Consider the following 20,087-nt stretch of genomic DNA (forward strand, 5'->3'; position numbering starts at 1 on the left):
TGGCAGACAGCTCCGGATTATCCCATGGAAGTGTAGCCATCGGTGCCAGTGAAACTGCCCTCAATATTTTCCTGCTGGATAAATTAAAAAGTTTTCACATGACTTATCCGGGAATCCGGCTGAAGCTTTACAACCATTCCACACCGGAAGCCATTGAAGCTGTTAAAAGCGGAAAGATTGATTTTGCAGTAGTTTCCACTCCGGCAGAGGTGGATTCCCCATTGAAACAGATCATGCTCATGCCGTTTCAGGAGATTCTGGTTGGAGGCACTACTTTTACTGCCCTTGGCAGCCAGGAACTTTCCCTTCGGGAGGTAAAGAACTATCCGATGATTTCTCTTGGGCGGGAAACTATGACCTATAAATTTTACAACAGCGTATTTTTGTCCCATGGCCTGGATCTTTCCCCGGATACGGAAGCTGCCACTGCGGATCAGATCCTGCCTCTGGTAAAATGCGAGCTCGGGCTTGCCTTTTTGCCCCAGCCAATGGCCGCACCTTCCCTTTTGAAAAAAGAGATCGTACAGATTCCATTAAAAGATGAAATTCCGGAACGCCAGATCTGCCTGGTGTATGACAGCCAGCATCCTATGGGAGCTGCGGCAAGGGAACTAAAAAATACAATTGTATCCGGGCGGGGTTAAACCAAGTGTATGGAAAAAATTTTAGAATGCATTTTAATAATGCAAAAGATCCGGAAGTTGGCCCTATTACAGGCTGGCCGCCTCACAAAAACGTAGAAGAAAGTAAAAACGTAATAACCTATGATATTAATTCGGAGAAGCTGACAGAAGAGCAAAAAGAAGTTCCAAGGATATGGAACGATCTGAGTACAAATGAGTAGGAAACAGTAATGTCAATGCTGCGTGGACTTCGGAAGAAGGAGAACAGTTCGAGTATATGTATCGGCTGTTCTTTTTTTAATTTTTAAGTGTTAAAGCGGTGAGGTTTTTCTTGTGTAAAGTGGAGCAATGGAGTATAATAAAATAGGTTTTTTGCAGAATTTTAAAAGCTATAATAAGAAAATCGGCAAAACAGACGAAAGTCTGTGACGCAAAGCTAAAGGGCCTGTAAAATGGCAGCCAGTTGCATGAACTGAGGTGCACTGTCTGTGAGACAGTGTTTTTTTACGGTGTTATTTCATAGACGTAACAATAATAATTTTATGGCAGGGAATCAGATATGAAAAATACGAGAAGGATAGTTAGGATAGACAGAAAATGAAAGGAAAAAAAGTGATTGCAGGCATTCTGCTTGCGGGAATTTTAGCAGTCACCTTGGCAGGGTGTAAAAACACAGATAACACGAAAGAAGAAACAGAAAAGCTCGTCATTACTCTCGGCAGTGACAGCTATCCGCCATACAATTATCTGAACGAGGATGGCGTACCGACGGGCATAGATGTAGAACTGGCTACGGAAGCTTTCAAAAGAATGGGATATCAGGTGGAGGTTGTCCAGATTAACTGGGAGAAGAAAAAAGAACTGGTAGAGAGCGGAGAGATTGACTGTATCATGGGCTGCTTTTCTATGGAAGGACGTCTTGACGATTACCGCTGGGCAGGACCGTACATAGCAAGCCGTCAGGTGGTCGCTGTAAATGAGAACAGCGATATCTACAGCCTGAATGACCTGGAGGGAAAGAACCTTGCTGTCCAGTCCACAACCAAACCGGAAGGCATCTTTCTGAACCGGACAGATGAAAGAATCCCAAAGCTGGGCAATCTGATCAGCCTAGGACACAGGGAACTGATCTATACATTTCTGGGAAAAGGCTATGTAGATGCAGTCGCCGCACATGAGGAATCGATTGTTCAGTATATGAAGGATTATGATGCAAGCTTCCGTATCCTGGAAGAACCTTTGATGATCACTGGAATAGGTGTCGCTTTTGCAAAAGATGATGACAGAGGAATCTGTGAGCAGATGAGCCAGACTCTGGAAGAAATGCGTCAGGATGGCACATCCCTGAAAATTATTGAAAAATATCTGGATGATCCCCAGAAGTATCTGGAGGTGGATGACCTTGGATATTAAGAGAAAGAAAAAAGAAAAACGAATCCAGTTGATCGGAGGTCTGATTGGATTCTGTGTGGCTGTAGTCTCTCTGTTTTATTTCTTCCATATAGAGAAAGCGGAAGCAGAAAAAAGAATGGTGGAGATCGTAAATTATGTTAAAGTGCAGTGTTCCACCTACACCCATTATAATGAATCTTCCGAATCCAAAAGTCTTCTCCGCTCAATTGAAAGTGCCAGACAGATGAGTACAAATATTAACATGGAAATCGAAAACGGCGGTCAGCTAAGCCAGGAGTTCCTGAAAGAAAACCTGCAGACTCTCTGGGTGGATGGTATCATTGTACTGGATACAGAAGGAAAGACAGACTGTAAATACAGCACGGACGAGGCTCTGGCTAATGAGATTACGGAGTATCTGCAAAAAGAAATTATCATGGATTTTGCCGGATATGAAGAAAGAAGCTATTCGGAACGGTTTACCAGGGAAGATGGGTCACATATCGATATTGCAGCCTGTGCCAGAAAAGATGCACCGGGTATCGTGGCAATCTACTATTACACATCTTCTGAATTTGCCAGAAATTATACACTGACGATACAGGGGCTTTTAAATGGCTATAGTACTCAGAAAGATGGAACGATTATTGTTGCAGACGAGGGAATCGTTGTTGCCAGTAATGATGAGAGTTTGTTGGGGCAGAATACAGCCGATAACGAAGTTGTTCAGGCAATGAAAAAGCATACAGACAGTCAGCACATTTATCATTTGAAGAATGAAGGAACCGGATGCTACGGAATCATGCTGAAGCAGAGGGATTACTATATTTATGCATATCTTCCGGATACAGAAGTGTTCCATAATCTTCCATTAAGTGTGATAAGTGTTATTTTTCTTTATTTTCTGATATTCAGCACATTCTGGTTCTGGACATACAGAACCAATCTGGCACACCGAAAACAGGAACAGGAAAAAGATGAAAAATATAAAGAAGAACTTCTGATAGCAGCAAAAAAGTCAGAAGCAGCCAATGAGGCAAAAACAGAGTTTCTACAGCGAATGAGCCATGATATCCGGACTCCGATTAATGGAATCTGCGGCATGGTCAATATGGCAGAACATTATGCAGGTGATTTGGAGAAACAGACGGAATACAGGACAAAGATTAAAGAGGCATCCAATCTGTTGCTGGAACTGGTAAATGAAATCCTGGATATGAGTAAGCTTGAGTCAGGCGAAATCGTTCTGGAAGAGATTCCATTTAATCTGAGCAGTATTTCAGGGGAAGTAGTTTCTGTGATCGAGCAGATGGCTGCAGAACAGAATATCAGGATCGTGTGGGAGAAAAAAGAAATCACACACCGGGATTTTATTGGAAGTCCGGGGTATGTGAAACGGGTGATGATGAATATCCTGTCCAATGCGGTGAAATATAACAGAGAAAACGGACATATCTATATCAGCTGCATGGAAATCCCAGCCGGACAGCCAGGAATGACCACAATGGAATTTGTCTGCCGGGATACCGGAATCGGAATGACTGAGGAGTTCCAAAAACATATTTTTGAACCATTTGCACAGGAACACACAGGAAGCCGCACAAAATTTGCCGGAACAGGACTTGGGATGCCGATTGCAAAGAATCTGGTCGAGAAAATGGGCGGAGCCATTACCTTTGAAAGTGAAGAAGGCACAGGAACTACATTTGTGATCCGGGTTCCGTTCAAAATAGATATGAATGCGGATAAACGTGAAAAACAGAAGGATGTATCAGAAAAATCTATAAAGGGGTTGCATATTCTTCTGGCAGAAGATAATGAGCTGAACATGGAAATTGCAGAATTTATGCTCCAGAATGAAGGTGCTGAGGTGACGAAAGCATGGAATGGACAGGAAGCTGTTGAGCTATTCAGAAAAAGTAAACCTGGTGAATTTGATGTCATTCTTATGGACATTATGATGCCGGTTATGAATGGTTATGAAGCTACAAAGAAAATCCGTTCTCTGGACAGAGAGGATGCAAAGATGATTCCGATCATTGCAATGACAGCAAATGCATTCACGGAGGACAGACTGAGAGCTAAAGAAGCAGGAATGGATGAACATATAGCAAAGCCTGTTGATGGAAAATTATTAATAAATATAATTTATAAACTAATGAAACACAGTTTCAGGGGGAGTCATAATGAAAAAGAAAAAACGGAGTAAGTTACTTGCTGTACTTCTGGTGATGGCGACAGGCACATCACTTTTGTCAGGCTGCGGCAGAAAAATTGCAGAAAAAGAAGATGCAGAAACCATCACAGTGTATTTATGGAGCACCAGCCTGTATGATAAATATGCACCATACATCCAGGAACAGCTTCCGGATATCAATGTTGAATTTGTAGTCGGCAATAATGATCTGGATTTTTATAAATTTCTTGATGAAAACGGTGGATTGCCGGATATTATTACCTGCTGCCGGTTTTCCCTGCATGACGCAAGTCCGCTGAATGACAGTCTGATGGATCTTTCCACAACCAATGAGGCAGGTGCTGTCTATGATACCTACCTCAGCAGTTTTATGAACGAGGATGGCAGCGTAAACTGGCTTCCCGTGTGTGCAGATGCCCACGGTTTTGTAGTGAACAAGGACCTTTTTGAAAAGTATGAAATTCCGCTGCCAACCGATTATGAAAGCTTTGTCTCTGCCTGCCAGGCATTTGACGAGGTGGGAATCCGTGGCTTTACTGCAGACTATTATTACGATTATACCTGTATGGAAACACTGCAGGGTCTGTCTGCATCAGAATTGTCTTCTGTAGACGGACGCAAGTGGCGCACCACCTACAGTGACCCGGATAATACAAAGAGAGAAGGTCTGGATGATACCGTCTGGCCGGAGGCTTTTGAACGCATGGAACAGTTTATCCAGGATACCGGGCTGAACCAGGACGATCTGGATATGAATTATGATGATATAATTGAGATGTACCAAAGTGGTAAGCTTGCCATGTACTTCGGCAGCTCAGCTGGTGTAAAAATGTTACAGGATCAGGGCATTAACACAACATTTTTGCCATTCTTTCAGGAGAATGGCGAAAAGTGGCTGATGACGACCCCATATTTTCAGGTGGCATTAAACCGTGACCTGACACAGGACGAGACGCGCCGGAAGAAAGCAATGAAGGTACTGAATACAATGCTTTCAGAGGATGCACAGAACCGGATCATTAGTGATGGACAGGATCTGTTAAGCTACAGCCAGGATGTGAATCTTAAGCTTACGGAATATCTGAAGGATGTGAAACCTGTGATCGAGGAAAACCACATGTATATCCGTATTGCGTCAAATGACTTTTTCTCCGTTTCCAAGGATGTGGTTTCGAAGATGATTTCAGGAGAATACGATGCAGAGCAGGCCTATCAGTCATTTAATTCCCAGCTTCTTGCGGAAGAATCTGCTTCAGAGAATATCGTGCTGGATTCACAGAAATCCTATTCCAACCGTTTTCATAGCAGTGGGGGAAATGCGGCTTATTCGGTTATGGCAAACACTCTGCGTGGTATTTATGGGACGGATGTGCTAATCGCAACCGGAAACAGCTTTACGGGAAACGTGCTGAAAGCTGGATATACAGAAAAAATGGCAAGAGACATGATCATGCCAAACAGTCTTTCGGCATATAGCTGCAGGATAAGCGGGGCAGAACTGACAGAACTGGTCAGAAACTTTGTAGAAGGCTATCAGGGAGGTTTCATTCCCTTTAACCGTGGCTCTCTGCCTGTGGTCAGCGGCATTTCCGTGGAAGTCAAAGAAACGGATGATGGCTATACATTGAGTAAAGTTACAAAAGACGGAAAAAAAGTTCAGGACAAGGATACATTCACGGTAACCTGCCTTGCGATACCAAAACACATGGAAGCCTATCCCACAGATGAGAATATTGCGTTTGAGGGAGAAGACACCTTTGTGAAAGATACCTGGACAGGATATATTTCAGATGGTGATGCCATTCTTGCAGAACCTGAAGACTACATGACTCTGAGGTGAGAAGAATGGATATTAAGAAGCATAACAAAGGCAGAGAAAAGACTGTTAGGAGAAAACGATTCCGGATCGCTGTCTTTACAGCTGTTTTACTGGGAATTGTTCTGATGGTTTTCCGATATTTTGACTTTGTGTCGAAAACTATTTATGAGGAAAGTGTTTCCCATCTGACGGAGGTTTTTCATCAGTCTGATAATATGTTAAGGGAATTGACAGATAAGAACCTGACTTATCTCCATATTTGGGGTGAGAATCTGCAGAATACCTCAAGCGAAGATGAAATCCGTAATTATATAAAGAATGCGCAGGAAGATGCTGGATTTTTGGATTTCTTTTTTCTGTCAGCCGACGGGAACTATAAGATGGTGACAGGGGAAACCGGGTACCTTGGATTACAGGAAAATATTGAAGAGAACATCCGGCAGGGAAATGATGTGATATCAAATGCAGCAGTTCCGGGAAAATCCCAGTTGCTTGTTTTTGCCACTCCCAAGGCTCATGGAAACTATCAGGGATTTGAATATGATGCCATCGCCATTGCTTATGAAAACTCTAATATCGTAGATGTACTGGATATTTCTGCTTTCAATGGAAATGCACAGAGTTTTATTGTTCATCCGGATGGCCGTGTTGTGATCGATCATTCTTCTGAGTTATGGGGGAATGTATATAATTTCTTCGGTGTTCTGAGAGAGCATTCTGATATGTCTGAAAAAGAGGTCAATGAGCTTTCGGAGAAGTTTAAAGCAGGACATACTGGTGCGATGCTGGTAAATCTGGATGGAAGGAACTATTATCTGGTCTATGAAAAATCAGATATTCAGGACTGGGTATTACTGGGACTTGTACAGGCAGATATTGTCAATGCCAGTATGAACAGCCTGCAGAGCAGTACAATGCTTCTTGTTGGTGCGGTCGTGTTCTGTATTGCTGCTTTTCTTATCAGTCTTATTATTCAAAAAAGCAGGACAAATCTCAGAAGAAAGGATACGGAGATACGGTACCGGGATGAGCTGTTTCAAAAGCTTTCAATGAACGTGGATGATGTCTTTCTGATGCTGGATGCAAAAACATATCAGGCAGATTACGTCAGCCCAAATGCGGAAAATCTGCTGGGTATTACGGTAGAACAGATTCGTAGAGATATTCGTGTTCTGGGAAAATTGCATCCGGCGGAACATGAAGATCCGGAGAAAAATTATCTGGAAGAAATCAAGGTTCATGAACAGCGAGAATGGGATTTTGAATATGTTCATCAGAAAACAGGGGAAAAACGCTGGTTCCATAATATTGCAATGGGTAGTGAGGTAAATGGAAAAAAGAAATACATCCTGGTTCTGTCGGACCGTACCTCGGACTGGAAAATGAACCAGGCACTTTCTGAGGCAGTCCGTGCGGCGGAGACAGCAAACAGGGCCAAGAGTACCTTCCTTTCCAACATGTCTCACGATATCCGGACACCAATGAATGCGATCATCGGCTTTACCACACTGGCTGTAAGCAATATTGATGATAAAACAAGGTTCGGGATTATCTGGGAAAGATCCTTTCCTCCAGTAACCATCTGCTTTCCCTGATCAATGATATCCTGGATATGAGCCGGATTGAGAGCGGAAAGATCCATCTGGAAGAAACGGAGGTCAGTCTGTCGGATGTGCTTCATGATCTGAAGACGATCATCAGCGGGCAGATCCATGCGAAACAGCTGGAGCTTTATATGGATGCCATGGATGTGACAAATGAGGATGTCTATTGTGATAAGACACGACTGAATCAGGTGCTGCTGAATCTTTTGTCCAATGCGATCAAGTTTACTCCTGCTGGCGGAACCGTTTCTGTCCGGCTGAAACAGTATCCGGGTCTCCAAAGAGGCAGTGAACTGTACGAGATCCGGGTGAAGGATAACGGAATCGGTATGAGTCAGGAATTTGTACAGAAGATCTTTTCTCCTTTTGAGAGGGAGCGGACTTCCACTGTAAGCAGGACTCAGGGTACAGGACTTGGTATGGCCATCACCAAGAATATTGTGGATATGATGGGCGGCACCATTGAGGTCCGGACAGAGCAGGGGAAAGGTACCGAATTTATCGTCCGACTGCCATTCCGGACTCAGCCTGAGCACCAACGTATAGAGAAGATCATAGAGCTGGAAGGTCTTAAGGCTCTGGTTGTAGATGACGATTTTAATACCTGTGACAGCGTGACAAAAATGCTTGTGAGGGTTGGAATGCGTTCGGAATGGACACTTTCCGGTAAGGAGGCTGTTCTGCGTGCACGACAGTCTATGGAGCTTGGGGATGCCTTCCATGCTTATATCATCGACTGGCGACTGCCGGATATGAATGGTATTGAGGTCACCAGACAGATCCGCAGTCTTGGTGACGATACACCGATCATTATTCTGACTGCTTATGACTGGTCAGACATCGAAGTGGAAGCCAGGGCTGCAGGAGTAACTGCATTCTGTGCGAAACCTCTGTTTATGTCCGATATCAGAGATACCCTGATGACTGCCATTGGCCAGAATCAGGCTGAGCAGGAGAAGCCTGTTCTTCCGGCGGCATGCTCAGATTTCAGAGGCAGATGTATACTGCTTGTGGAAGACAATGAGCTGAACAGTGAAATTGCGGTGGAGATCCTTAATGAATATGGCTTCCTGGTGGATACTGCAGAAAATGGGGCAGAGGCAGTAGAGAAGGTCAAGAGGTCGAAACCGGGCGGTTATGATCTGGTGCTGATGGATGTGCAGATGCCGGTAATGAACGGATATGAGGCCACGAAGCAGATCCGTGCCCTTAGGGATCCGGCACTGGCAGGAATCACCATCCTTGCCATGACGGCCAATGCTTTTGACGAGGACAGAAAGAAAGCGTTGGAATGCGGTATGAATGGATTCTTATCCAAGCCAATCGTTATAGAGGAATTGATCAGTACATTACAAAATAATCTGACAGATTAGTAATAAAAACCTGCTAAGAAGTTCGGTTAACAACTTTTTAGCAGGTTTTCAAATTATTTTTAAGCGTTAAAGCGGTGAGGTTTTTCTTGTGTAAAGTGGAGCAAGGGAGTATAATAAAATCAGTTTTTTTGTATAATTTTAAATGCTCTAATATGGAAATCGGCAAAACAGATGAAAGTCTGCGACGCAAAGCTACAGGGCCTGTAAAATGGCAGCCAGTTGCATGAAATGAGATGCGCTGCCTGTTTGGCAGCGTTTTTATCACCCGGGGCATTGCAGAGATGATGGAAATTACACAGCAGCAGTACACAGCAACAGGGATGAATGCACATATTGCAAAACCGATTGATATAAAAACAATACTTGCTGTTTTTGACCTGGTGTTTGGAACATCATAAAACACAAACGGATGAAGGAAATAAAAAATATGGATAAAAGTAGAAAAAAATCAGCCGTACTATTTGCATGTATATTTGTGGTCCTGGGAATGTGGATGATGTTATCGGTACACTGCCAGGCTGCTGAAACGAATAATGATGAAAAACAGCCACAGACCATCCGTGTCGGCTCATTTGAGGATACCTTTAATTATGTCGATAAAAACGGTGTCAGACGAGGTTATGGCTACGAGCTCATGCAGGCTCTGGCAGGTTATACCGGATGGAAATTTGAGCATGTGAAATGTGACTGGTCCAACTGTTTTGATAAGCTTGAAAATGGTGAGATTGATATCATGGGCGATATTTCTTACACCGATGAACGTGCACAGAAGATGCTTTTCCCGGATGAACCCATGGGTGAGGAAAAATATATCCTTTATGCTGATTTATCGGATACGGATATTGGGACGTCTGATTTCAAATCTATGGATGGGAAACGTGTAGGTGTGCTCATGGGTACTGAGCCTGAAATCATGCTGACAGAATGGGAAAATAAGAATGGCATACATACAGAACATGTAAATGTGAATAATAATGATGATGTCGAAAAGAAATTAGCGAATCATGAAATCGATTGTTTTGTATCTCTGGAGGAATCCATCTGGTCTGAACAGGGAATATCATCCGTTACCACGATTGGTAAATCCGGCATATATTTTGTAATAAATAAAGAGCGCAGCGATATCAAGACAGAGTTGGACTGGGCTATGCGTCAGCTGGATCAGGATAGTCCTTTTTTCAAGGCGGATCTGTATAAAAAGTATTTTACGCTTGATTATTGTCAAAGTCTTACAGGCGGAGAAAAGTCCTGGTTGGAAGAACATGATGGTATCCGGATCGGATTTCTGAGTAATGATGCGGCAGTATTTTCTCTGGACGAAGAGACTGGAAAACTTACCGGTATGCTGGCAGAATATTTCTCTTATGCCAAAGACTGTCTGGGAAATCAGACACTGGAATTTAATATACAGGAATATGATGATTATGATGAAATGCTTCAGGCTTTACAAGAACGAGAGATTGACATGATTTTTTATGCTGGCAGGAATCCATATTTTGCAGAAAAAAACGGATATACACTTACAAACACAGCCTGGACCTACAGCCTGATGGCGGTAACAGATGAGGAAAAATTTGATGAGAATAAGGTGTATACTGTAGCTGTGCCCAGGGAAAAATATGCCTTAAAACAGCATATTGCATTCAGTTATCCCCAATGGAAGCTTATAGATTGTGATTCGCTTGACGATGCAGCAGATATGGTCATTCATGAAAAAGCAGACTGTTTCCTCATGGGCGCAAGTCAGGCACTAATATATGATAACAGTCAAAATTTCAAGAGTATTCCACTTACAAAAACAATGGAGGCATGCTTTGCAGTTAGAAGTGGAGAGGGAACCCTCTTATCAATATTGAATAAAACCTTAAAGGCTATGCCGTCTGACATGCTTACAAGTGCACTTGCTATTTATGACAGTACAGCAGATAAGGTAACATTTTTGGATTTTGTAAAAGACAATATGCTTGCTTTTTTTGTTACGGCAGGATTTTTTGTACTCACTATCATTAGTATTATCCTCGTACTTTTACGGAAGGCAAGGAAAGCAGAAGCTGTCGCAAAGCTTGCTGCAAATGATACACAAAAGCTTAATGACAAGTTGGAAATCGCTCTGAAAAAAGCAGAAGAAGCTAATCTGGCAAAGACTCGTTTCCTTAACAATATGTCACATGACATCCGTACTCCTATGAATGCAATTCTGGGCTATGCACAGCTTATGGAGAATGAACTGAAAGGAAAGGATTTGCCTGAAACTTCAGAACATTTAAAAAAACTTCAGCAGTCAGGAAACCTTCTTCTGTCAATCATAAATAATGTACTTGATATGGCTCGGATTGAGAGCGGAAGGATGGAAATTGATGAGAACTATGGACGGATTGAGGATATCCGGCAGACTCTGTTTGAAATATTTGAGGATGAAGCAAAGAAAAAGAATCTTGCTCTTCATTACACAATAAATGTAGAACATGAAAATATACTGACAGATACTACCAAGGTAAAAGAAATATTTGTCAACATCCTGAGTAATGCCGTAAAATATACTCCAGCCGGTGGTTCTGTTATGGTAGATATAGATGAATTACCCTGCGAGGAGCCTGGGTACATGATTGTAAGGACCAGGGTGAGCGATACCGGAATTGGTATGAGCCAGGATTATCTGTCAAAAATTTTCGAAGCATTCACTCGTGAACGAAACACCACGAAGAGCAAAATCACAGGAAGCGGACTTGGAATGTCAATCGTAAAGAAATATGTTGATCTGCTCGGTGGAACAATCGATGTGGAGAGTGAGCTTGGAAAGGGCAGCACTTTTACTGTAACACTAAAACACAGGATAGCGGATGAAAGCTATTATGTAAAAAAACATGCTGAAAATCCAGAATCCTGCAGTGAAATACTTGAGGGAAGGAATATCCTTTTGGCAGAGGACAATGATCTGAATGCAGAGATTGCAGAAGCAATACTTGAGCGTGCAGGTCTAAAACAGAACGTGTGGAGGATGGTATCCAGTGTGTAAACAGGATAATGCAAATGCCGGTTGGAACATATGATGTGATCCTCATGGATATCCAGATGCCTAAAATGGACGGTTATAAGGCAACACAGGAAATCAGAAATTTACCAGATAAGGACAAGGCGTGTATACCAATCATTGCAATGACAGCAAATGCATTTGAGGAAGATAAGCGGGAGGCTATTGCAGCCGGAATGAATGAACATATAGCAAAGCCAGTCCAGGCTGATAAGCTGCTGTCAATATTATCAGAAGTAATAAGGCAGCAGGAAAAATATTAATTGCATGTTATACTAATGGAGTGCCACTCTGGAAAATTGCATAGGACTTTTTTCTTTAAAGAGTGCTTTAACAATTTAATCTTTGAAAGTACCACGATATAAGAATGGGGAGGATTCCCTCCCCAAAAATATTTTTTCAGAACTTACATAAGTTCCTTTCAGATGCCATGATATGACCGGTATTCCAGGTACATTTCAATCATATTTTTTCTTACTGGAAGGTTTGTTTGTTTGAGAATTTCGCTGATTCCAGTAGCAGAATATCCATTTTTCCATAATAATTCAGCCGCACACTCAATCAGGAGTTGTCTGGATTCTTCACCTTTTTTCATTTCGCATTTCCTCGTTCAGTCTGGAAAACAGATGTGTAAGTGCAAACATAAGCGTTTCATAATGCATGTAATCTAAAGTATTCCTGTCTGCAAGAATTTGAAGACTTGCCGGGAACTCATCATCAGCTTCCCAGAAACGAATGATAATCGGCAAAAAAGGAAAAAGATTTAATTTAAAAGCAACATCTCCTTTTTCCAATTCCTTTCCGGAAAGTGCTATACAGGCATTACGCAATTCAACGGTTTTTCCGTTAAAAAAGTCAGCGGTATTCTGAAAAAATCCGCTGCTCGTTGAGAGATTTCCTGGTCGGACAGAGGAAAGGCTGTTTATGTTTATAAATTCATGTGACAGATGGCATCTATCCTTTGAATAACATAAAACATCATAAATAGTCATTGCTTCATTGTGATTGGCTTCATGAATTATTTCAAAATCATTATCTGACCACTGAACACTTCCCGTTTTTCGATTAATACGATAGGTACGGTTAATAAAAGTAATATATAACCAGTCAGAATTGTAATCTAATGAATATTTATGTATCATTGTAGCCTGATTATATTGCAGGAAAACATGTGCTGTAGAAATTTTTATTTTATCATAATTAGTCAGAGCTTTCGTCATATACCCCTCCAAGAATATTTTTGTTGTAGTTATTTTAGAATAGACTAATTGGTCTATAAAATCAATGCTTTTTGTGCCATTTTGTTATAGCAGGTCAAAGGAACAATGGCTGTAATGAGGATCAGAGGGATAATAGTAGTAACGAATAATACGCGAGAGTTCTGTAGAGGGTCTGGCGTTAGAGGATTGGATTAAGGAAGTATCTTTTTTGTCTGACTGGTTTTTTTACGGCATTTCCGTTACAATAGAAATATAAAAAATCGCGGAAAGAAGGTGGTCTGAATGCCAGTTAATATCACAGAAGAATTCGTTCGTTTTCTGATGAAGCAAAACGAAGAACAAAGTGCTCGCATTGCTGAGCTTTCTGCTGAGATTACAAGTCTGAACCAGACCATCCGAGAACTGAAAGAGCAGTTAAACAAAAACTCAAAAAACAGTTCCAAGCCACCTTTATCTGACGGACTTAAGAAGCATGATTGTAAAACACAAACAGCACCAGTTATCATTGGAAATAATGTATGGATTGGTGGCGGGGCTATTATTTTACCAGGAGTTACTATCGGAGATAATGTTGTGATTGGAGCAGGCAGTATTGTAACAAAAAGTATTCCCGACAATGTGATTGCTGCAGGCAGTCCTTGCAGAGTGATCCGTAGGAATCAGTAACAAACATGTTTTATCCAGATAAATATATAAGTGGGAGGTATTATGCCTGAAATACGGAAGAAAATTGAATTACTACAGAAAATTGCACATCGATTTAATGAGGCAAATATAGAGTGGGCTTTAGGCGCATCTATGCTGCTGTACTTTAAAGGTATTATTTCAGAATTTCATGATATTGATTTAATGGTCTCTGTTCATGATGCTGAACAGGTCCGAACAATTTTATCAGAAATGGGAGAACTTCACGCACCGGCTTCTGCTTCTGATCCAATGTATCGTACAAAGGTATTCATGGAATTCACCATTGATTCTGTAGATATTGACGTTATGGCTGGATTTTCTATTGTAAGCGAAGGGAAGGTTTATGATTGTTCTCTTGACAAAGAACAAATCGTGGAACGAATGACACTTGGAACAGAAATCGTTCCTTTGCAATCGCTGCGATTATGGTGTAAATACTATCGGCTGATGGGGAGAAACAAAAAAGCTGACATGATTGAAAATAATTGTAAATAAATATAGTATCTGATATATGTAAAAAAGGAAACTGCCTGGAATTATCCGACAGTTTCTTTTTTATTTGCAGAATTGTTGTGGTCAAGCTTTTTTGTAACTGATGTTATTCTAATTCATTTGACATCTTTTCGCTAATAGTATGATAGATTTCCTTTGTCGCTGAATCATTTGCACCATTTACGACCAATATTTTTCCATTTATACTCATGACTACATATGAATGACAGGATGAATGGGTATACCGGATATAATCTCCATAGACATCATTTCTAAAATTTCCCATAGCATATTTAAGATTTCCTAAACCATTGGTTCTATAATCATTCCAGCTCTGAGATGAATTTTCTTCATATGAGATACTGTCAATCTGCGTATAGTCTACTGTATAATCGCTCCAGCCTTGTGCCTCAATAGTAAAATCTTTATCCTCGAAACGAATCTCAATACTTCCCAAAAACAACGTCCATATACCGAATATAATGGTTAAAATGGCTATGATACCTGATACTCCAATTGTTTTTTTGTTATACTGAATTTTTAATTTTTCTCCGGTTGCTATCTTTTTCTTATAAAAGAGATAAGAATAGAGAATGCTGATGATTGCAGCTGCCATAATGCTTACGATATACAAAACAAGAGCAGCCATACTTTCCTCAAAAAGACCACAAAGCATACACAGAATACCTGATGCCATCCATAGTTTCCCACTGAATCTATGAGTTGCATTCCAATTTTCTTCATCCTGCAATGTCCATATAACCCGGATCCCTATCGTATTGTTCTGTTTTACCTTTGGCAGATAATTTCCTATAACCATGAACAGTAAGCCTGTTCCATAATACATGAATGCCATAAACAGGTTCTCCATATCTGCCCCGGTATTTACCAATCTGGCAATGCCATTATAGAGCAATGTAATAACAGGTATCATCCATATAGCCATTCCTATAACTTTAGGGCTCTGTTGTCGGCTTCTGTTATCATAAAATATGATTGCTACAAATATACAGTGCGTTACTACAAAAAATACATTTATCCATTTACCGTGTGTACTCGTAAAACCGACCAGGACTCCTACAAAAATTACCAGTATAGAGCTGATTAATGAACCTCTATATTTTTTTATCATTTCCTTCATTATCTGATTCTCCTTTCAAATTTGTGATCCACAGCATGACATCTTCCAATACGGAAGTGTTTAATTCATAATAAATAAACTTTCCTTCTCTTTGGTTTCGGATCAAATCAGCTTCCTTCAATATTGCCAGATGTCTTGATATGGATGCTCCCGTCACTGAAAAATGTTCGCATATTTCTCCAGCTGAAAGCCGCCCATTCTTCAATAAGTTCAAAATCTCACGTCGTATTGGATCTGCCAGTGCTTTTAATGTATCCTGTATACCCAAAAATTCATCACACCCCTTTATTTAACATTTAACCTAATTGTTAAATATATTATAATGCAAGGGATATCATGTGTCAAGAACCAGTTACTTCAAAAAACTGCCTGGGTAGTAAATAAAGACAGAAGCATGGTTTTCCCTGTTCTGCAGAAACAGATCTGTTTGATGCCGCCATCCTTGCCCATCCGGAGAAGATTATTGTCAAACGTCTCCTGAAAAGTGAATGCCTGGCAGGGCGTGAGCCATACTAGAAAACTGAAATTCACTTATTTGCAACATAAAAGCTCTATCGTATTTTGAAGCACCAAAAATCTAACTTTTGGACAGATCAAAATACGATAGAGCTTTTTGTTATTAGAATCAGCGAGCTTTTTGTGGAAGCTGGCAGTTATAAGCGATTCCAAGCGGTGTGACCAAAAGGGGATGAACCGGCCGGTAAACTGGAAGGTTCAGCTTCTTCTCAAACACGCTGGTAAATTCCTGAAAGCTTGCAGAGCCGCCTACCACATAAACTGCAGGTATCTCATAGCCTTTCAGAAATTTCTCGGTAATGGATGCCATTTTTTCAACCGTTGCCTTAATAACCGGAAAAATTTCCTTCTCTTTTTCCGGAGTGGTCTTCAGAACCTCTGCCTCTTCGTAGGGAATCCGGTAATGACCGGCAACTGTCATTGTCATATGGCTGCCCCCAGTTGCCTCGTCATCCGTATAGATTACCTTGCCATCCTTGAGGATGCTGATGCCGGTTGTGCCGCCGCCCACATCTACAACTGCACCGTCGGTAATCTTTAATACAGCAGCGGCCGCAGTAGGTTCGTCAACAATGTTGGTCACTTCGAAACCGGCACCTTCCAATACATATCCAATGCTCTTCACACTGCCTTCTGAAACTCCCGGAGGAATGGCAGCAGCGGCATAGAGAAGCTCCGTGCCCAGCTTTTCTTCCAGTTCTTCTTTTAATTTTGTAACCAGTTGAACAGATTCGTAATAATTCACAATAACACCGTCACGGATTGCATGGGAGGGTGCAGAGACACCGGCAATAGGACGATTCGTACTATCTACAACTGCAAGAACCGTGTTCGCAGTACCAAGATCCACGCCTACCTTCAAACGCCCTCTGAATTTTTTACATTCACCAGTGCGTACCAGTTCTGCAAAATTTGATAAAGTTCTGTTTTTTAGTTCCATATCCGAACACTCCATTTCTAATAAATCTGGAAGCTGTGAATCAGTGTACTGATACATTCATATTTTGCAGTGATTCACAGCGATAATGTATTTATTATATATGAAAAAAGGCGAAAAAACAATAATTTTGCCCGGAATATGGCTCATTGCCGGCGTAAATTAAAATGGCAAAGTAAGCTGATCCAGTAGCTTTAAACAGTCCTCCTTTGAATATACCATAGGACTTCCTGGCAGTGACTGAACGAAATCCTGAAAGATCCGGCACAATGACTCGTCTGAAATGTGAATATTACAACAATATGCGCCAAATAAAAAAGCGTTCGTCGGGTAAATATTAATCTGGTTTTGCGCACTGACAGAAATGGACAGATAGTCAGGAAATTCTTCTGTTTCTACAGCATTGTTTGAAGATGGAACTGTGGTGGCTTATGGGCAGGGTGTGTTATATAAAGATGGATCTGTAATTGAATATCATGGAACAGAAATTAAGAAACTTATAGTAAATGAAGGAGTTACAGGTATTGGTGGTTCACTTTGCTATAATCTGCCATATTTGAAGAGCGTATTCCTTCCCGAAAGTGTTACTAAAATCGGAACCGGGTGTTTTGCAGAATGTACTTCATTGCAGGAAGTAACACTTCCATCCAATTTGCAAACAATTGCATATGACGTTTTTAAAAATTGCTATTCATTACAGAAAGTAACAATGCCATCTAATTTAAATCATATTGGTACGAGCACTTTCGAAAATTGTAAGAATTTAAAAGAAATTCTTTTGCCAGATACATTAAGTTCTATTGGTGAGAATGCATTTAAAGGATGCAGCGTACTTAAAGCAATCAATATTCCTGGAAATGTAAAAGAAATTGGGGATTCAGCATTTGAGGAATGTGTCAGCTTAGATGAAATAACAATTCCCCATTCTATAGTCCTTGGGAAAGGTGTTTTTTGCAGTTGTACCGCTTTAAAAACAGTTATCTTTGAAGCTGATCCTGAATTAAGCAAAATTCCAAATTATGCATTTGAGAATTGTATCAGTCTGACATCAGTAACGTTTTCTGATAATACTTCAGATATTGGAAACAATGCATTTTCTGGATGTGTTAGTTTGTCAGAAATAACTTTACCCAAAGAGCTTATTGAGCTCGGAATGGAAGCATTTAAAGAATGCACAAGTTTAAAAAATGTTCACTTTACTAATACCCAACCCTGCAGAATAGGGGAAGCAGCATTCCAGTATTGTAGCAGCTTGGAAAGTATCAATATTGTAGGAGATATTGGAGCTGATGCATTTAATAGTTGCACAAATTTAAAAACTGCTCATATATCCGATGGATATATTTGGGGTAGAGCTTTTAAAGATTGTATTAACCTAACTGAGATAACTTTACCTGAGAATCTTGGTTGGATTGATGAAGAAGTGTTCAGTGGCTGCACCAGTCTAAAAAATATTAGCCTGGATGGTTATTTATTTGAAATACGAAAAAAAGCGTTTTATAACTGTTCGAGTTTGCGTGAAATTATACTTCCACACACCTTTTATGCATTGGAAAATGAAGCATTTGTCGGTTGTTCAAATCTGGAATCCATAACCTTTTTATATGATGAACAAAATGCAGCACGGGATGAATGGCCGTTTATTGATCCTTCCGCAGTTGAAGGATGTGTAAACTTAAAAACTATTTATGGTTACAATGGCTGGGGACTGGATTATGACGCAAAAAAAATAGGTGCTGAATTTATTGCACTTGACAAAACACCAGATGTTATCCCATCTTTTTCCATAGAACTAGGAAAATATTCTGAAACTGATGCTGTAAAAATTTTCTGGAAAAAATGCCCTGATGTATCTGGGTATGAGATGGAGATTAGTAGCTCATCATATTTTTCGCAGTGGGCAGATACATCTGTATACCGAAAACTTGATAATACTCAAGATTTCACTTACTGGTTTGAGGCCGAACCAGACTGTACGTATTATGTACGCATGAGAGCATATAACCATTATGTAGAAACCAGCTACGGTGAATGGTCTCAGCCCCAATCATTTATCATTACACGCGACAAATTGACGCCGACCATTACGCCATCGCCCACAGCAACGCCAGCTCCAACTGATACACCAAAGCCAACTGCTGTGCCAAAACCGACCACTGCGCCAAAACCAACCACAATCCCAACGCCATCCAAGGCTCCATCACCACAAGCACCATCATCAAAGCCAACTATGAAGGTAAATATGTCCAGCCTTGTTTTAAAAACCAGACAACGTAGCAGTGCCCTGAAAGTAACTGGTTTGGCGCCTGGCGATTTCGTAAAATCCTGGAAATCGGGGAACACAAAAATCGTCACGGTAACCGGAAATCCAAATGGAACCTGTAAGTTAAAAGCAGGTACAAAAAGTGGAAAAACCACGCTCACAATTACACTAAACAGTGGCCTCACCAAAAAAATACCTGTCCGTGTCCAGAAAACGACCGTTCGGACGCAGAAAATTACAGGCATCCCGAAAAAGCTTGTTTTGAAGGTGAAAAAGAAAGCCACCTTAAAACCTGTGATTCTTCCGTTAACAAGTACCGAAAAAATCACCTACAAGAGCAGCAACAAAAAAGTAGCAACCGTATCCGCAAAGGGGGTAATTGCTGCAAAGAAGAAAGGAACTGCCACCATTACAGTGAAATCAGGAAAGAAATCCGTGAAGTGCAAGGTTACCGTGAAGTAACAGCTTTGAAACGTATTATTTAAAATTTATGGGAGGCAGTACAGTTTTGTACTGTCTCCCTACTATAATAGCAAACACAAAAAAATTGTACGCGCTATGAACAGCACTTTGCAAATCAAGTCTTACACATAGAAAAAATTGAGCAGTGGCTGGAGGAACAGGAGACTTGAATATTTTTTTTGAACGTGTTAATATGCTGATGTACTTAAAATCTGGCCTGGAAAATATATTATGGGTTACAGCGATAAAGCAAAAAAATATAAAGTTTCGGAATGGTTTGATGAATGGATGAAACTTTATAAAATTGGACGCATTAAGACGAATACAGTC

Annotated in this window: 14 protein-coding genes, 3 pseudogenes and 2 riboswitches; of the genes and pseudogenes, 12 read left to right on the forward strand and 5 right to left on the reverse strand. The window is 40.8% G+C overall.

The features are described from left to right. From DW904_RS20570 to DW904_RS24330, 8 genes and pseudogenes are all read left to right on the forward strand, one after another. The coding region (locus DW904_RS20570; RefSeq protein ID WP_118584017.1) for a LysR family transcriptional regulator substrate-binding protein at nucleotides 1–644 on the forward strand (644 nt) is incomplete at its 5' end. Between the two features lie 26 nt (nucleotides 645–670). Then, complete coding sequence (locus tag DW904_RS23110; protein ID WP_173736503.1) at nucleotides 671–844, forward strand: hypothetical protein; 174 nt, start codon at nucleotides 671–673, stop codon at nucleotides 842–844. Between the two features lie 174 nt (nucleotides 845–1,018). Continuing rightward, a riboswitch (cyclic di-GMP riboswitch) is annotated at nucleotides 1,019–1,094 on the forward strand. A 126-nt stretch (nucleotides 1,095–1,220) separates the two neighbouring features. Next, the gene (locus tag DW904_RS20575) at nucleotides 1,221–2,036 is read left to right on the forward strand and encodes an ABC transporter substrate-binding protein (protein WP_118584018.1); all 816 of its coding nucleotides are present in this window, start codon (nucleotides 1,221–1,223) and stop codon (nucleotides 2,034–2,036) included. Next, a complete protein-coding gene (locus tag DW904_RS20580; protein WP_118584019.1) occupies nucleotides 2,020–4,224 on the forward strand; it encodes an ATP-binding protein in 2,205 nt (734 codons plus the stop codon). The genes DW904_RS20575 and DW904_RS20580 overlap by 17 nt, the downstream gene beginning before the upstream one ends. Next, nucleotides 4,202–6,052, forward strand: coding sequence for an ABC transporter substrate-binding protein (locus DW904_RS20585; RefSeq protein WP_118584020.1), 1,851 nt, complete (start codon nucleotides 4,202–4,204; stop codon nucleotides 6,050–6,052). The genes DW904_RS20580 and DW904_RS20585 overlap by 23 nt, the downstream gene beginning before the upstream one ends. Nucleotides 6,053–6,057: 5 nt before the next feature. Next, nucleotides 6,058–9,008, forward strand: a pseudogene (locus DW904_RS20590) (response regulator). 151 nt (nucleotides 9,009–9,159) lie between these two features. Continuing rightward, nucleotides 9,160–9,235: riboswitch (cyclic di-GMP riboswitch) on the forward strand. A 200-nt stretch (nucleotides 9,236–9,435) separates the two neighbouring features. Continuing rightward, nucleotides 9,436–12,024, forward strand: a complete 2,589-nt coding sequence (locus DW904_RS20595; RefSeq protein ID WP_243110514.1) for a transporter substrate-binding domain-containing protein — start codon at nucleotides 9,436–9,438, stop codon at nucleotides 12,022–12,024. Between the two features lie 14 nt (nucleotides 12,025–12,038). Further along, nucleotides 12,039–12,302 (forward strand): response regulator, encoded by a 264-nt coding sequence (locus DW904_RS24330; protein WP_243110516.1) that lies wholly within the window; start codon nucleotides 12,039–12,041, stop codon nucleotides 12,300–12,302. A gap of 158 nt (nucleotides 12,303–12,460) precedes the next feature. On the opposite strand, the gene DW904_RS23115 is transcribed toward DW904_RS24330, so the two are convergent. After that, complete coding sequence (locus tag DW904_RS23115; RefSeq protein ID WP_202187789.1) at nucleotides 12,461–12,634, reverse strand: hypothetical protein; 174 nt, start codon at nucleotides 12,632–12,634, stop codon at nucleotides 12,461–12,463. After that, on the reverse strand, nucleotides 12,621–13,259 hold the full coding sequence (locus DW904_RS20600; RefSeq protein WP_118584021.1) for a DUF3786 domain-containing protein: 639 nt from the start codon (nucleotides 13,257–13,259) through the stop codon (nucleotides 12,621–12,623). The genes DW904_RS23115 and DW904_RS20600 overlap by 14 nt, the downstream gene beginning before the upstream one ends. A 321-nt stretch (nucleotides 13,260–13,580) precedes the next feature. Between DW904_RS20600 and DW904_RS24335 the strand changes: the two are divergent. The 3 genes and pseudogenes from DW904_RS24335 to DW904_RS20610 form a co-directional block, all read left to right on the forward strand. Next, nucleotides 13,581–13,736 (forward strand): annotated as a pseudogene (locus tag DW904_RS24335) (DUF6444 domain-containing protein); the annotation flags it as partial. Continuing rightward, nucleotides 13,737–13,925: pseudogene (locus DW904_RS20605) on the forward strand (DapH/DapD/GlmU-related protein); the annotation flags it as partial. 42 nt (nucleotides 13,926–13,967) lie between these two features. After that, a complete protein-coding gene (locus DW904_RS20610; protein ID WP_118584022.1) occupies nucleotides 13,968–14,441 on the forward strand; it encodes a DUF1897 domain-containing protein in 474 nt (157 codons plus the stop codon). Between the two features lie 103 nt (nucleotides 14,442–14,544). Here the strand turns inward: DW904_RS20610 and DW904_RS20615 are convergent, their stop codons facing one another. From DW904_RS20615 to eutJ, 3 genes are all read right to left on the reverse strand, one after another. Further along, nucleotides 14,545–15,579: an SdpI family protein gene (locus DW904_RS20615; protein WP_118584023.1), complete on the reverse strand. Its 1,035-nt coding sequence runs from the start codon at nucleotides 15,577–15,579 to the stop codon at nucleotides 14,545–14,547. Next, nucleotides 15,554–15,847 (reverse strand): autorepressor SdpR family transcription factor, encoded by a 294-nt coding sequence (locus tag DW904_RS20620; RefSeq protein ID WP_147422357.1) that lies wholly within the window; start codon nucleotides 15,845–15,847, stop codon nucleotides 15,554–15,556. The genes DW904_RS20615 and DW904_RS20620 overlap by 26 nt, the downstream gene beginning before the upstream one ends. A gap of 357 nt (nucleotides 15,848–16,204) precedes the next feature. After that, nucleotides 16,205–17,035: an ethanolamine utilization protein EutJ gene (eutJ, locus tag DW904_RS20625; RefSeq protein WP_118584025.1), complete on the reverse strand. Its 831-nt coding sequence runs from the start codon at nucleotides 17,033–17,035 to the stop codon at nucleotides 16,205–16,207. 421 nt (nucleotides 17,036–17,456) lie between these two features. Between eutJ and DW904_RS24700 the strand changes: the two genes are divergently transcribed. Further along, nucleotides 17,457–19,757 carry a leucine-rich repeat protein gene (locus DW904_RS24700; protein WP_202187790.1) on the forward strand — a complete coding sequence of 767 codons (2,301 nt, stop codon included), beginning with the start codon at nucleotides 17,457–17,459 and terminating at the stop codon, nucleotides 19,755–19,757. The last annotated feature ends 330 nt before the right edge of the window (nucleotides 19,758–20,087 follow it).

This window comes from Ruminococcus sp. AM42-11 (assembly GCF_003480145.1).
GTDB classification, from domain to species: domain Bacteria; phylum Bacillota; class Clostridia; order Lachnospirales; family Lachnospiraceae; genus Blautia_A; species Blautia_A faecis.

Bases quoted from the DNA above. Each gene is read 5' to 3' on its own strand.
- DW904_RS20610 (WP_118584022.1), top strand. From the start codon at position 13,968: ATGCCTGAAATACGGAAGAAAATTGAATTACTACAGAAAATTGCACAT.
- DW904_RS23110 (WP_173736503.1), top strand. From the start codon at position 671: ATGCATTTTAATAATGCAAAAGATCCGGAAGTTGGCCCTATTACAGGC.
- DW904_RS20575 (WP_118584018.1), top strand. From the start codon at position 1,221: ATGAAAGGAAAAAAAGTGATTGCAGGCATTCTGCTTGCGGGAATTTTA.
- DW904_RS20600 (WP_118584021.1), bottom strand. From the start codon at position 13,259: ATGACGAAAGCTCTGACTAATTATGATAAAATAAAAATTTCTACAGCA.
- DW904_RS20595 (WP_243110514.1), top strand. From the start codon at position 9,436: ATGGATAAAAGTAGAAAAAAATCAGCCGTACTATTTGCATGTATATTT.
- DW904_RS20615 (WP_118584023.1), bottom strand. From the start codon at position 15,579: ATGAAGGAAATGATAAAAAAATATAGAGGTTCATTAATCAGCTCTATA.
- DW904_RS20580 (WP_118584019.1), top strand. From the start codon at position 2,020: ATGACCTTGGATATTAAGAGAAAGAAAAAAGAAAAACGAATCCAGTTG.
- eutJ (WP_118584025.1), bottom strand. From the start codon at position 17,035: ATGGAACTAAAAAACAGAACTTTATCAAATTTTGCAGAACTGGTACGC.
- DW904_RS24330 (WP_243110516.1), top strand. From the start codon at position 12,039: ATGCCGGTTGGAACATATGATGTGATCCTCATGGATATCCAGATGCCT.
- DW904_RS20585 (WP_118584020.1), top strand. From the start codon at position 4,202: ATGAAAAAGAAAAAACGGAGTAAGTTACTTGCTGTACTTCTGGTGATG.
- DW904_RS23115 (WP_202187789.1), bottom strand. From the start codon at position 12,634: ATGAAAAAAGGTGAAGAATCCAGACAACTCCTGATTGAGTGTGCGGCT.